The sequence below is a fragment of the Gloeobacter violaceus PCC 7421 genome, from assembly GCF_000011385.1.
Taxonomy (GTDB): domain Bacteria; phylum Cyanobacteriota; class Cyanobacteriia; order Gloeobacterales; family Gloeobacteraceae; genus Gloeobacter; species Gloeobacter violaceus.
This window is the reverse complement of record NC_005125.1, coordinates 2,571,795-2,584,324: the sequence shown is the minus strand read 5'-3', so window position 1 is coordinate 2,584,324 and position 12,530 is coordinate 2,571,795. Positions and strand designations below refer to the sequence as shown.

The window sequence follows — 12,530 nt, the reverse complement described above, 5'->3', positions numbered from 1 at the left end:
GCTGAAAAGATACCCTTATAGGAAAGAGGCAGGCTATCGGCACACCAAATTCAAGGAGCCTGGTTACATGAGCGAAGAACGCCTGAAGCCGCTGGAGACTGGCCTTGAACGGTTGAGTGGTATCACCGAGCGCTTCATAGACGTGAGCACGCAGCGCTTCGAGCGGTACGACCAGATATTGCAGCGGCTCGCCGATACCACCACGAACGTTGGCCAAGCGGTCGAGGAATTGCGAGCGGCCAATCGCCGTCAGGAAGCCATCAACGATTATCTCGTCCGCCGCGACCAGGAGCGGGGTAACGGCAATCGGAATTGAAGGTGCCTCACCTCAGGTGGATTCTCAAATATTGTCCGAGTTATATCCGTCTGTGATCAGCCGACTCAACCGCTCAACAGCCGCTTTAGACCCGAGCGGAGCGCTTTGTATTGCCTCGGAGTGAGCGTTCCCAGGTAGCGCACCACGCGCGAGCGATCCAGCGCCCGGATCTGTTCGAGCAGGGCAACCGACTCCTGCGGAAGCAATCCCTCTCCGGCTTTGAGCCTTGGGTAGAGCGCCGGTGAGGCTTCAACCCAGCTTTGGGATCGATAACTGGTAAGTGGGATCACCACCGTGATCGCGAAACGCGGCTTACCAAGCGCCTCGGGGTTGCCTACGACGACAGCGGGACGGAGCCCCTCTTGCTCATGCCCCTGCGGATCTTGCTCAGGGAAACGGGCGATCACGATGTCACCGACGGCCAGCGTCATGGGCGTCCCTCGACCTGCCCCTTGACCACCGCTGAACCCAGGCTTAAAGGATCGACACCACCCCAGTCGTAGGGCTCGTACCGGCCAAGACCGGCAAGATCCGACTCCAACCAGGCCCGATCTTCATCGCTCGAGGGCTGCCGCGGCGCGAGGGCTCCACCCGGACGTGCAGGAGGTGCGGGAACCACCAACAACTCGCCCCTGGCTATTTTCGCCATCAGGCCGCCTATCCAGGGTTCGCCGCCGTGCACACAGCCGTACTGAGCGGCAAGGAACTCCAGGGCACTCCTGGTCTGAGGCGCCATGCGGATGGCGACGGTGGGATGGTTCAAGCGTGGCCGACCCTTACCGCTGTTACGGAGATTATCCAGATTTGGACGTGGATTGGCCATTGGGTTGTCCACACAAGTTTGCTGACATCAAAAGCTTAGCATTTAGACAAAGTTGTTTCACCAAATGCATTAATCATTAATAATGATCGTCGCATGCCGGTTGGAGCCTGCTTCCAGGCAAGCCCCTGCCCGCTTGCCCAGAATTGGATGCACTGCGCAAGAACCGAGACCGGTAGACTAAGAGCGCAGTGCATCCGCCACACCATGAGCTATCCCCAGGCCCGCATCGGGGTGATCGGCGGCAGCGGTCTCTACCAGATGGCCGACCTTGCCGACACCGTCGAAGTGCAGTTCAACACCCCCTTTGGTCCACCCTCCGACGCCCTGGTCATCGGCACCCTCGCAGGCGAACGCGTCGCCTTTCTGCCCCGCCACGGCCGCGGCCACCGGCTTTTGCCGGCCGAGTTGCCCTTTCAGGCGAACATCTACGCGATGAAGATGCTGGGGGTGGAATATCTCCTCTCCGCCTCAGCGGTAGGTTCGCTGCGCGAGGAGTACCGGCCGCGCGACATCGTCTTTCCGGATCAGTTTTTTGACCGCACCAAGGACCGGCCCTCGACTTTTTTTGGTGGCGGCCTGGTGGCCCACATCGGCTTCGACCAGCCCATCTGCACGGAACTTGCCCACCTGGCGGCCGAGGCGGCGCGCGGCGTCGAGTTGATTGGCGAGACGCGCATCCACACCGGCGGCACCTACGTGTGCATGGAAGGACCGGCCTTCTCGACTTTGGCTGAATCGCGGCTCTACCGCAGCTGGGGCATGGACATCATCGGCATGACTAATCTGCAAGAGGCGAAACTCGCCCGCGAAGCGGAAATTTGCTACGCGACGATGGCGCTGGTCACCGACTACGACTGCTGGCACCCCGACCACGGCGCGGTGACGGTGGAGCTGATTATCGACAACCTCCACAAGAACGCCGAGAATGCCCAGCGCATCGTGCGCGCTGTGGTGGAACGCCTGCACGCAGCAGCTCCGCCCTGCGCCAGCCACTCCGCCCTCAAGTACGCCCTGCTCACCCAACCCGAGGACGTACCGCAAGCCACCAAGCAAAAGCTGGCTGCGATCCTGGCCAAATACCCCGCCTACCGGCCCGAGGTTTAGGAGCGAACCATGCCGCTGCACCCGCGGCTGTCGCTGCCTTTGTTCTGCCACGCAGCGGTTAACCGTTGAACACAGTTGCCGATAATTTATTTACATTTATTGCAGCACTCTGCTTTTTTTGCCGCCGCCTTGCTATCCTTTCCGGAGGGCACCAGCGAGCAAACTGTCTGAATGGCGAGTTTCGGTTTTGTGCAGCGGATTATGGCAAAAAAACTGGCCGATCCCGCCCGAAAAAGTTAAAATTGATACATAAAGACTCAAGTGAAATTAGGGGTTCTGCATCAAATGCACATCCAATCCTCTGTGCTTGTACCGCTCGGTTTCGGCAAGTACGTCCGCTCCGACCAGGTGACAGCGATCATCCCGATCGAGCAAGATCGCGGTCCGGGCCGCCGCACGTTCGTGGGCGTTCAGGGTCAGGCCGATCCGATCGTCGCTTCGCGCGCCGAAGACTCGATTGTCCGCGACCTAGTGCAAGAACCGCGTGAGGTCATCCAGTCGCGGCAGCAGCAGCAGATCCTGCGCGATTTACTGCTGGATCTGGCCAATGTCAACCCGACCGTCCGCCGGATCAGTCGCGACGAGGGCAGCCTCGACCTCGATCGGCTGGAGCGTCGCATCCGCGAAGTGCTCGAAGACGACTGATCGCTTTGCCCCGGCTGGACCATTCCAGTCGGGGCGTCCTATATCCGCCGAGATTACGCCGATGGGCGGACGGTTGATGGAGCAAGCGGAGTTAGCCTCTGCATACGAGCAGTTCTTCGCAAAGGAATGTTTAGCCATGGACCACGACCAGTTTGTCAAAAAAGTGCGCGTCGAGGCCGGTCTCGATTCGCAAGTGCAAGCGCTGAGTGCGATTCAGGCTGTGCTTGAGATCCTGCGCGAGCACATGGCCGGGCGCGAGCCTCACCATCTGGCCGCCCAACTGCCCCAGGGCATCGCCGCATTTCTCAGCCCCCTCGAAAATGCCGACGCCCGCGGCGAACGTTTTGCCCTTGACGAATTTTACGAGCGCATCGCCCAAAAAGCGGGGATTGACGTCGCCGAGGCCGAGCGGCGCGCCCGGGCGGTCGTCGAGGTGCTCACCGAAGCGGTGAGTGAGGGCGAGATGCGCGATGTGCGCGGCCACTTTCCAAAAGAGTACCAGCAGCTGTTCGGTGTCTCTGTGCCCTAGTCATGCGACCGTCCTTGAGGAGGCACAGCCCCACCGGGTCACGCTCGCATCGGCGCGGCCGGAGCTTAAACTGGACGACTATAGCGACGAAGGCTCCCTTGCGATGGCTGTGGCCACCGGCTTTGCCGATCTGGACGATTACTACGCAGGCCCTCTGGGCAGACGTTATCTGCGGCGGGTCTGGGAGGCGGTGGAGCCGTTGCTCAGGCCGCTGGGTGGGGTTGAAGCGCTCGATGTCGGCTGCGGGGCCGGCCATTACAGCGAATTGCTGGCCAGAGCCGGGGCGCGCGTGACCGGCATCGACCCGGACGCGGATCTGGTGGAACTGGCCCGGCGGCGGGTGCCTGGGGGCGAATTTCAGATCGCTGGGGTGAACGCATTGCCTTTTGCGGACGGTCGCTTCGAACGGCTGCTGTGTGCCAACGTGCTCGAATTCGTGCGCGATCAAGGCGGGGCGATGCGCGAGATGCGCCGGGTGTGCCGCGGGGAGGCGGTGGTGTGCGTGCTCAACCGGGGCAGCCTCTGGGGGGTGCAGCAGCAGTTGTTTGGGCCGTTCACTTCCCACCCGTACTACCAGGGGCGCTTCTTCACGCCGGAGCGGCTGGAGCAGGCAGCAAAACTGGGGGGTTGGCGGCTCGTCTCGCTGCAGGAGGCCGTCCGTTTTCCGCCCCTACCGGTCGAGCCGCTGTTGGGTTGGCTGGACGGCTGGGGGCCGGGTGCTTGCTGGATTGCCCGGCTGCGATAAGGGGTCTCTCCCCACCGGGTAGGACCGGTGAGCAAGATAGCGAATCGAAGAACCTATGCGCCCCAATAGTCTTTATAATTGGCAAATCTCGGGCCACAATAATGGGGATTGGGGGATGCAGCGCATTGTGATGTTGACGCTGGGCAGCCGGGGGGATGTGCAGCCTCTGGTGGCCCTGGGCAGAGGATTGCAGGCATCCGGATACCGAGTCCGAATCGCCACCCACGAGAATTTTCGTGGGTTTGTCGGCGGTTGGGATCTGGAGTTCGCGCCGCTTGCGGGCGACTCGCAGAAACTTCTCGAAGACCCGCAGGTGCAGCGCATCTTCGAGTTGGGCCAGGGCTGGAAGTGGTTGCTGGAAGGCGCCCGCTGGCTGGCAAGCCAACACGAGCGGCTGGTGGCCGATTGCCGGGCCGCTTGCCGGGATGCCGATGCGGTGATCTATACGCCCGTCACCTACCCGGTCTGGCACTGTGCCCAGGCGAACAGGATACCCGCCTTCGCGGTGTGTTATTGGCCGACAACACCGACACGGGCCTTTGCCTATCCGATGTTCGGGGTCGCGAGCCTTGGCGGGTGGCTCAACCTCGGAAGCTACCGGCTTTTTGAACAACTGGTCTGGCATCCGCTGCGCGCCAGGACCAACCAACTGCGCCAGGAATTGGGGCTACGGACGCTGCCTGCGTGGGGGCCATACCGGCTCCCTGAGTATCGGGCGATGCCCTGGCTGTATCCCTTCAGCGGTGCGCTCGCCCCGGCGGCTTCCGACTGGCCTGCCAACCAGCACGTTACCGGCTACTGGTTTCTGGACGCCCCGCGGGACTGGCTGCCGCCTACGGATTTGGAGGCGTTTATGCAGGCGGGACCGCCGCCGGTGGCGGTGGGTTTCGGTTCGATGGTGCCCAGGGCCTCGACTGCCTTGACCCAAAAAGTTCTGGAGGCCATTCGGCTATCCGGGCAGCGGGCGGTGCTGCTGCGCGGGTGGGGTGGTCTGCAGAGCGGCCGGATGCCTGATGGATGTTTTCAAATCGACGCAGTTCCCCACGACTGGTTGTTCCCTCGGGTCAGCGGTGTGGTCACCCATGGCGGCGCCGGGACGGTGGCGGCGGCGCTGCGGGCGGGGGTGCCGGCCCTAGCTGTACCCTTGCTTGGCGATCAATTTTTCTGGGGCCGGCGGCTGGCCGAATTGGGGGCCGGTCCCCGTCCGCTGCCGCTCAAAGATCTGCAGGCGACCCCTCTGGCGGTTGCCCTCAAAGCGCTGGCAGGCGATAGCAGCATGCGGCGACGGGCCGCCGAATTGGGCGGCGCCATCCGCGCCGAGGACGGTGTGGCCCGTGCCGTCGAACTTGTTGTAAACTACCTGCGCCGGTTCTAAGCCACGGTAGAAGCATGTTCAAGCAACTGGTGCAACAGATGTTGCGGGGTACGGCAGGGTGAAATCCGCGGCGATTGCCCTGCAGATTTTCGGGCCGGCGGGGGTGGCTGTCTGGTTGTTCTGGTCGGGTGGGTACACTCCGGCCGCTGCCCAGAGGTTGACCACTCTGCACGCCTTTGGCCAAAGGGACGGAGCGGTTCCGGGCGGCAAACTCGTGCGCTCCTCAGACGGCATACTCCACGGGACTGCTTACCGCGGCGGTCTCCACGAGCGGGGAACACTCTACAAGCTCGATACCAGGAATCGATTTTCGGTTCTGCATGCCTTCGGCGCTGACAGGGACGCGCCGTCCAACCCCGTCGGCCTGGTGCCCGACAGCGTCGGCAATCTTTACGGCAGTACCTACTACGGCGGTCCTTCCGATGCCGGGGCGGTCTTCAAATTCTCAGCAGGCGGCGTTTTGTCGATCCTGCACACCTTTGGCGGCGCGGGGGGCATCTATCCCGGAGCAGGCGTGGTCCTCGACGGCAAAGGCACCCTTTTTGGCGTCGCCTCCTACGAAGGCAGCAGCGGCCACGGTACGCTCTTCAAAATCGAGAAGGGCGTGTTCCAGGCCCTACACAACTTCACCGGCAAAGGCGGCGCCATACCCCAGGGCAATCTGGCAGCCGCCCCCGACGGTACCCTCTACGGCACCACCTCCGGCGGCGGCACCGGCGCCGGAACGATTTTTCGGTGGAACCCCAGCGGCCGGTTCGAGACACTGCACACTTTTAATGTCCAAGACGGTTCCGGCCCGATTGCCGGGTTGAGTTTGGATAGTCGGGGAAACCTCTACGGCACCACCAGTTTCGGGGGCCGGTTCGGCCTGGGGACTGTGTTCAAGCTGAGCCCCGCAGGGCGTCTAACGACCCTACATGCTTTTCGGGGTTCCGACGGCCGGGAGCCTTCTGCCGGAGTGACGCGCGCTCCCGACGGCACCCTTTACGGGACTACCGCCGCCGGAGGCGCCCACAGTCAGGGGACGATCTATCGGATTGCTGCGAATGGTTCGTTTCGGGTTCTCCACGCTTTTGACGGCAAAGACGGCGCCAGACCCCGCGCAGATCTGTTGCTGGTCGCTCCTGGTACGCTCTATGGCACGACATCGAGCGGGGCAGACTCCGGCAACGGCACTGTGTTTCGGCTCAAGCTGTAGCCGTCGGCAGAAGCGACATTCTTCTCGCACTACACTAGAAGCTATGCGTACAGCGCTTCGTTGCTGCCTATGCACATCCTCCACGGTACCTGGATTCCTGATCAAAGCGATTGCTACGTCGCGCCGGGCGCGTTCTATCTGTGGGTTGAAACACCGCCACACAAAAGCCGCACGGCCGATGCCGCGAACGTCCATCCTGCTCACCTGAAAAAACAGGCACTCCAACAATTTTTGATCAACACCCTGGGTATCGCCCCCAATCCTCAAAGCGGGATCGTTGCCTGCTATTTTTTGTTGCCTACTGCCGACGATCGTCCCCTACCTTCGCTGGAATCGGCGCGCCATCAGCAAATCGAACTACCCGAGTCGTCCGCTTTGCAGTACTGGCAGGTCGATTGTTTGCGTCTGCCGCTGGTGCCGCAGGCGGTGGGCAGCCCCGGCCTGATTCGTCTGCTGCACGACCTGCACTTTCAGCTGCAGGAGCAACGGAGCGAAGTGCAGTTCGGGAGTGACCTGCTTTTCTGGCACCATTTCTGCCAGTTTCTCAAAGTGCAGATCTTCAAGGACCGTTACATCCCGGCTTTGCGGTACCGGGAGCTGCCCCGGGGGCGCGGCAAATCCAAAACAGCCCCCGATGAGCTCTACCCGGGCTGGGAGCTGGTTTGCGAGCACTACGCAGCGGCAGTGGCGCAGTATGCCGAGGGCATGCCCACTGTCTGTGCGAGCGGTCGTGCGGATCGGCCCCAAGTCGCCGCCTGCTTTGCCAAACAGGACCTGCTGCACCACTTTGGCGAAAACCTCCTCCATGCCGCCGTGGGTGCGATCCCGGTGACCGCCGCTTTGGGCCAACAAATCCACAACTCGCTGGTACAGAGCTGTCTCACACCCCGCATCCAGCCCTGGTCCGCAGCTGTGCCCGGCGCCCTCGAAGACTACCGGCACTGGCGGCGTTGGCGCGAACGCCTGAGCGCAGCGCGCGTCGCCGCACCGTTTGTGCTCTGTTTGCAGCTGCTTGAACCTGAGGAGGCGGACGAGGACGGGGACGAGGCGGTGCTGTGGCAGCTGCGCTTCGCGGTGGCCTCCCGCAGCGATCCTTCCTGGCGGTTGTCGCTGTTGGAGTACTGGCAGGCCAAGGCTGAGGAGCGCGAGTCCTGGCGCAACCACCTGGGCGAGGCGTTCGAGCGTCATCTGCTGGCCGCCCTGGGCTACGCGGCGCGCATCTACCCCGCTTTGTGGGAGGGCCTGCACACCTCCCATCCGGTCGGGCTGGATCTGGAGGTGGAAGAAGCCTTCGCGTTTTTGCAGGATGCCGCCTGGGTGCTGGAGGAGGCGGGTTTTCGGGTGCTGGTACCCGCCTGGTGGACCCCCGAGGGCCGCCGGCGCGCCCAGGTGCGTTTGCGGGCACGCGCCGGCCGGAGCGCCACCGGTCCCGATGGCGCGGGCCGGGGCCATTTCAGCCTGGCGGCGCTGGTCGAATACAGCTACGCCCTCGCTATCGGCGCACAAGAAGTCACCGAATCGGAGTGGCAGGCTTTGGTGGCGCTCAAGACGCCGCTGGTGCGCTTTCGCGGTCAATGGTTGGTGCTGGAGGCCGAGCGGATGGAAAAGCTGCTCACCTTCTGGCGGGAGCACCGCCAGGAACGACCGGCGATGCCCCTGCTGGAGTGGTTGAAGCTCACCGCCTCCCAGCCGGATCTGGACATCGAGTGCGACGCGCCGTTGCAGACGCTGCTCACCCGGCTGCACGACCCCAGCCGGCTGGTGCCCCTGGGCGATCCGCCCGGGCTTTTGGGGACGTTGCGGCCCTACCAGCGGCGGGGGGTCTCCTGGCTGAGCTATCTAGAGCAGGTGGGGCTGAACGGTTGTCTGGCCGACGACATGGGGCTGGGCAAAAGTTTGCAGGTGATCGCCCGGCTGCTCTACGAGCGCGAGGAACAGGCCGGGGAGGGGCCGACCCTGATCGTGGCGCCGACGTCGGTCATCGGCAACTGGCGCAAGGAAATCGAGAAATTTGCTCCAGGTCTGCGCGTCTGGATGCACTACGGCACCGGCCGCCACCAGCAGGCGGATTCTCTGTGCCAGGTGTGTCTGGAGCACGACGTGGTGCTCACTTCCTATACGCTGGCGCGCAAGGACGAAAAATTGCTGGCGGCGGTACCCTGGCGGCGGCTGGTCATCGACGAAGCCCAGAACATCAAAAATCCCAAAGCCGCCCAGACGCGCGCCCTGTTGAAGATCCCGGCCGCCTGCCGGCTGGCGCTCACCGGCACGCCTGTAGAGAACCGCCTGCTCGATCTGTGGTCGATCTTTCATTTTCTCAATCCCGGCTACCTGGGCAGCGAAGCCCAGTTTCGCAAGCGCTTCGAGCTTCCCATCCACAAAGAGGACGACCGCAGCCGTACGGCGGTGCTCAAGCGCCTGGTGGAGCCGTTGATTTTGCGGCGGGTCAAGACCGATCCGGCCATCATCCAGGATCTGCCTGATAAAGTCGAGCAGAAGCTATTTTGTCAGCTCACCCGCGAGCAGGCGTCTTTGTACGCGGCGGTCCTTAAAGAGGTCGAAGCCCAGATCGAGCAGGTCGAAGGCATCGCCCGCAAGGGTCTTATCCTCGCCACGCTCACCCGGCTCAAACAAATCTGCAACCACCCGATGCAGTTTCTGCAGGACGGCAGCGCCTTCAGCCCCGAGCGCTCCCACAAACTCTGCCGCCTCGATGAGATGGCCGAGGAGGTGCTCGCCGAGGGCGAGAGCCTGCTGGTCTTCACCCAATTTCACGAAATCGGGGCGGCGCTGGAGCGGCATTTCCGGCAGGTGCGCCGCTGGGGCACTTACTACATCCACGGCGGCGTCAGCCGCGAGAAGCGCGAAAAGCTGATCGCCGACTTTCAAGATCCCGACAGCGAGCCGGCGGTCTTTATTCTTTCACTGAAGGCGGGCGGGGTCGGTATCACCCTCACCCGCGCCAACCATGTCTTCCACTTCGACCGCTGGTGGAACCCGGCGGTCGAAGACCAGGCCACCGACCGGGCCTTCCGCATCGGCCAGACCAAAAACGTCTTCGTCCACAAGTTCGTCGCCCTCGGCACCCTGGAGGAGCGCATCGACCGGATGCTCGAAGAGAAAAAACGCCTCGCTTCCGCCATCGTCGGCAGCGACGAGGGATGGCTCACCGAACTGGACAACGAACGGTTCAAGGCGCTGATTGCGCTCGGCGAGAGCGCGCTGATCGAATAGGAGGCACTGACGATGAGCCCACGGCACAGCCGGACCTGGTGGGGCGAGCGCTTTATCGGCGCGCTGCAATCTTTTTGCGATCCGGCCCGCCTCGCCCGGGGCCGCTCCTACGCGGGCCCTGAGCGCATCTTGCGCTACACTTTCGACCCTGCGGGCGTGCGGGCGACCGTGCGCGGCAACGTCAACCCGTACTTCGGCGTCCACAAAGAACCCCGCTACGAGACGACCATCGCCCTGCGCACGATCTCCGAGCGCGATTGGGCGCAAATTCTGCCGTGTTTGGCGGCGCGGGCCAGCTGTGTAATCCGCCTGCTGATGAGCGAAATGCCCGACGACATCGAGGAGGCCTTCGAAGAGGCCGACCGGCAGTTGCTGCCCTACAGCCCCCAGGACTTTCTGACCCGTTGTTCCTGCCCGGACTGGTCCAACCCCTGCAAACACGTAGCCGGGCTTTGTTTCCGGCTGGCAGCCGACCTGGACGCCAATCCGCTCCTTCTTTTTGAGCTGCGGGGGCTTAGTTGCGAAGCCCTGCGCGCCCAGCTGGCGCAATTTCCCCTGGGCCGGGCCCTCTCAGCGCAACTGGCCGAACCGGAGCCTCCCCTGGAGCCGGACCCTTCCTATTTCACCCAACCCCAGTCCGTCGCCGCGCCGGATGCCGTTTCCCCTGAAAACTTCTGGCAGGGCAGCAAGCATCTGCCGCCGCTTGCAGTACCCGAGCCCATCGCTGTACCCGGCATCTTGATCAAGACCCAGGGAGACTATCTCCCCTTCTGGCACCGGGACAATTCCTTCATCGAGGTGATGGAGCAGATCTACGAGCGGGTGCGGACCAAAAACCGGAATATCCTGTAGCGCAAATGCGCACCCTCCCATTCGCTTGCGCCATGAACAACTGCAGACGCTCGTCGAGCAACAAACATGGACTAGCGGACCCTTGTCAAACTTGACGATCGTAGTACATCAGGAGGGCACATCCGTCGGGCGTGTCGATCTCCCGGACCGCCCGAAAGCCGGCTTTTTCGTAGCACCGAATGGCCCGGCGGTTCTGTGGGGAGGGGTCGGTCTGGATGCGCGTGACGCCCGGATCCGCCAGAAGCTCAGACACGAAGGCCAGGACCATGGCGGTACCGAGTCCCCGGCCAAGCTGGTCGGCAGGGGCGAGGAACTGGTCGATGCCGCGTACACCTGCGTCGTGCTCCTCCAGCCACCACCCCTCCCCATGACATGCCACTGGTGTGTACGATTGGATAAAGCCGATGGGCATACCCGCCTGAAGGGCGATGTAAGCGCGATGCGGCCCCGTCCCGTCAAGGAGCGGCCCATACTCTTCCTCGACTTCGGCACCGGAGGGCGGCGGTCCCCACCACTGGGCTACATGCGGACGGGCCAGCCACTCGTGAAGCAAGACCAGGTCAGCCAGTGCGAGCGGACGGAAGGTCATCGAAATTAAGCCCGACATTCGTGCCTGAAGTGAGTACAATTTTTTAGACCCGTTTGCTCAAAACTGCGCGGCGCAGCGGAAGGTATCCAGATCCGTCGCATCGACGGCCAGGTCGAGGAGTTGCTCAAGGCGCTGGGACTCTGAGATCCCCTGTAATTGCTGGGCAAGCTCCTCAGAAACTGGACCGAACTTGCGCGCCAGCACCCGCAGCAAGTCGGCACGCCTGGTCTCCAGTTGGGCAAGCGTGCCCGCTTCTTGGCGCACCGCCTGGACGCGCTGCTCCACCTGCTCCTGGACGCGCTGCTCCACCTGCTCCTGGACGCGCTGCTGCACCTGCTCCTGGAGGAGTTGCTGGAAGAAAGGGGTCTCGGTGAGAATATTTTGCATGTTGCGCCTACTCACAAATTCCGTCAGCAGTCTTGGGTTGGCACGCAGGGCCGCCAAAAGCAAGGTGACGCTCAACAGTCCCGTGCGCTCCTGGCTCGATTGTACCTGCGCCTCAATCGCATCGGCGGTCTGCTCCAACAGTTGAGCAACCGGTCCCTCCATCAGTGGCACCAGAGGCAGCAACCCAACCCACCCACCATCCACAATCGGCCTGGGGTCCACTTCCCATAGGCGCACCAGCCGATAGTCCACCCGCACCTGCCCCTCGATAAAGGCGGCCGGTACGCGCCGAGCCGCCTCACTGTCCTTGAGCAAAATCAGCACTTGAACGGGCAGTTGGCCGTAGCGTCCGCGCACAGCCAGAGCGTAGGAAGCCATGCGAAAGGGCATCTGGGCCAGCAGGTCTTCTTCATAAATGCGGTTTTGGAACTCTGCATGCAGCAGGCGTTCTTGCGCATCGTCGCGGTAGCGCACCAGAAAGTCGGCCCGTCGCTGTTGGGCGACGATGACCGAATCGAGTTGCTGCAGCCAGGTCACTTCGCCGCCTATCAACCAACTGAGAAAGTTCCGGCTGTAGAAGCCGGCCAGTCCCTGCAGGCTGGTATCCAAGGGTCGGCGTGGTTGGCTGGCCATGGCACACTCGCTCAATCCAGCAGATTGTGTCACATCCATCCGCAGCATGGAGTGGTCAAACGGCGAAGCACATTTCGAGTCGGTCTACAAAGTGAAGTCT

General features: G+C 62.9%; 13 protein-coding genes. 9 read left to right on the top strand and 4 right to left on the bottom strand.

What is annotated here, in order from left to right:
- The first annotated feature begins 67 nt into the window (after positions 1-67).
- Positions 68-316, top strand: a complete 249-nt coding sequence (locus tag GLL_RS12535; RefSeq protein WP_011142421.1) for a hypothetical protein — start codon at positions 68-70, stop codon at positions 314-316.
- 65 nt (positions 317-381) lie between these two features.
- Here the strand turns inward: GLL_RS12535 and GLL_RS12530 are convergent, their stop codons facing one another.
- Together GLL_RS12530 and GLL_RS12525 are read right to left on the bottom strand one after the other, a co-directional pair.
- Complete coding sequence (locus GLL_RS12530) at positions 382-747, bottom strand: type II toxin-antitoxin system PemK/MazF family toxin (protein ID WP_011142420.1); 366 nt, start codon at positions 745-747, stop codon at positions 382-384.
- Positions 744-1,052: a hypothetical protein gene (locus tag GLL_RS12525; RefSeq protein WP_164929009.1), complete on the bottom strand. Its 309-nt coding sequence runs from the start codon at positions 1,050-1,052 to the stop codon at positions 744-746. Before GLL_RS12525 ends, GLL_RS12530 begins: the two co-directional genes overlap by 4 nt.
- Before the next feature lie 291 nt (positions 1,053-1,343).
- Between GLL_RS12525 and GLL_RS12520 the strand changes: the two genes are divergently transcribed.
- From GLL_RS12520 to GLL_RS12485, 8 genes are all read left to right on the top strand, one after another.
- Complete coding sequence (locus GLL_RS12520; RefSeq protein WP_011142419.1) at positions 1,344-2,243, top strand: S-methyl-5'-thioadenosine phosphorylase; 900 nt, start codon at positions 1,344-1,346, stop codon at positions 2,241-2,243.
- Positions 2,244-2,528: 285 nt separating this feature from the next.
- Positions 2,529-2,888: a hypothetical protein gene (locus GLL_RS12515; protein ID WP_164929008.1), complete on the top strand. Its 360-nt coding sequence runs from the start codon at positions 2,529-2,531 to the stop codon at positions 2,886-2,888.
- Between the two features lie 136 nt (positions 2,889-3,024).
- Positions 3,025-3,417: a DUF2267 domain-containing protein gene (locus GLL_RS12510; protein ID WP_164929007.1), complete on the top strand. Its 393-nt coding sequence runs from the start codon at positions 3,025-3,027 to the stop codon at positions 3,415-3,417.
- Positions 3,401-4,162 carry a class I SAM-dependent methyltransferase gene (locus GLL_RS12505; protein ID WP_011142416.1) on the top strand — a complete coding sequence of 254 codons (762 nt, stop codon included), beginning with the start codon at positions 3,401-3,403 and terminating at the stop codon, positions 4,160-4,162. Before GLL_RS12510 ends, GLL_RS12505 begins: the two co-directional genes overlap by 17 nt.
- Before the next feature lie 115 nt (positions 4,163-4,277).
- On the top strand, positions 4,278-5,537 hold the full coding sequence (locus GLL_RS12500; protein WP_164929006.1) for a glycosyltransferase: 1,260 nt from the start codon (positions 4,278-4,280) through the stop codon (positions 5,535-5,537).
- A gap of 58 nt (positions 5,538-5,595) precedes the next feature.
- Positions 5,596-6,735, top strand: coding sequence for a choice-of-anchor tandem repeat GloVer-containing protein (locus tag GLL_RS12495; protein ID WP_011142414.1), 1,140 nt, complete (start codon positions 5,596-5,598; stop codon positions 6,733-6,735).
- 69 nt (positions 6,736-6,804) lie between these two features.
- Entirely contained in the window at positions 6,805-9,969 is a 3,165-nt protein-coding gene (locus GLL_RS12490; RefSeq protein WP_011142413.1) for a DEAD/DEAH box helicase, read from the top strand.
- A 12-nt stretch (positions 9,970-9,981) separates the two neighbouring features.
- Positions 9,982-10,821, top strand: a complete 840-nt coding sequence (locus GLL_RS12485) for an SWIM zinc finger family protein (RefSeq protein ID WP_011142412.1) — start codon at positions 9,982-9,984, stop codon at positions 10,819-10,821.
- Positions 10,822-10,906: 85 nt separating this feature from the next.
- On the opposite strand, the gene GLL_RS12480 is transcribed toward GLL_RS12485, so the two are convergent.
- Entirely contained in the window at positions 10,907-11,428 is a 522-nt protein-coding gene (locus GLL_RS12480; protein WP_011142411.1) for a GNAT family N-acetyltransferase, read from the bottom strand.
- Positions 11,429-11,467: 39 nt separating this feature from the next.
- A complete protein-coding gene (locus GLL_RS12475; RefSeq protein WP_164929005.1) occupies positions 11,468-12,430 on the bottom strand; it encodes a hypothetical protein in 963 nt (320 codons plus the stop codon).
- Positions 12,431-12,530 lie beyond the last annotated feature (100 nt).

Bases quoted from the DNA above. Each gene is read 5' to 3' on its own strand.
- GLL_RS12520 (WP_011142419.1), top strand. From the start codon at position 1,344: ATGAGCTATCCCCAGGCCCGCATCGGGGTGATCGGCGGCAGCGGTCTC.
- GLL_RS12530 (WP_011142420.1), bottom strand. From the start codon at position 747: ATGACGCTGGCCGTCGGTGACATCGTGATCGCCCGTTTCCCTGAGCAA.
- GLL_RS12490 (WP_011142413.1), top strand. From the start codon at position 6,805: ATGCACATCCTCCACGGTACCTGGATTCCTGATCAAAGCGATTGCTAC.
- GLL_RS12510 (WP_164929007.1), top strand. From the start codon at position 3,025: ATGGACCACGACCAGTTTGTCAAAAAAGTGCGCGTCGAGGCCGGTCTC.
- GLL_RS12515 (WP_164929008.1), top strand. From the start codon at position 2,529: ATGCACATCCAATCCTCTGTGCTTGTACCGCTCGGTTTCGGCAAGTAC.
- GLL_RS12475 (WP_164929005.1), bottom strand. From the start codon at position 12,430: ATGGCCAGCCAACCACGCCGACCCTTGGATACCAGCCTGCAGGGACTG.
- GLL_RS12480 (WP_011142411.1), bottom strand. From the start codon at position 11,428: ATGTCGGGCTTAATTTCGATGACCTTCCGTCCGCTCGCACTGGCTGAC.
- GLL_RS12485 (WP_011142412.1), top strand. From the start codon at position 9,982: ATGAGCCCACGGCACAGCCGGACCTGGTGGGGCGAGCGCTTTATCGGC.
- GLL_RS12500 (WP_164929006.1), top strand. From the start codon at position 4,278: ATGCAGCGCATTGTGATGTTGACGCTGGGCAGCCGGGGGGATGTGCAG.
- GLL_RS12535 (WP_011142421.1), top strand. From the start codon at position 68: ATGAGCGAAGAACGCCTGAAGCCGCTGGAGACTGGCCTTGAACGGTTG.
- GLL_RS12525 (WP_164929009.1), bottom strand. From the start codon at position 1,052: ATGGCGCCTCAGACCAGGAGTGCCCTGGAGTTCCTTGCCGCTCAGTAC.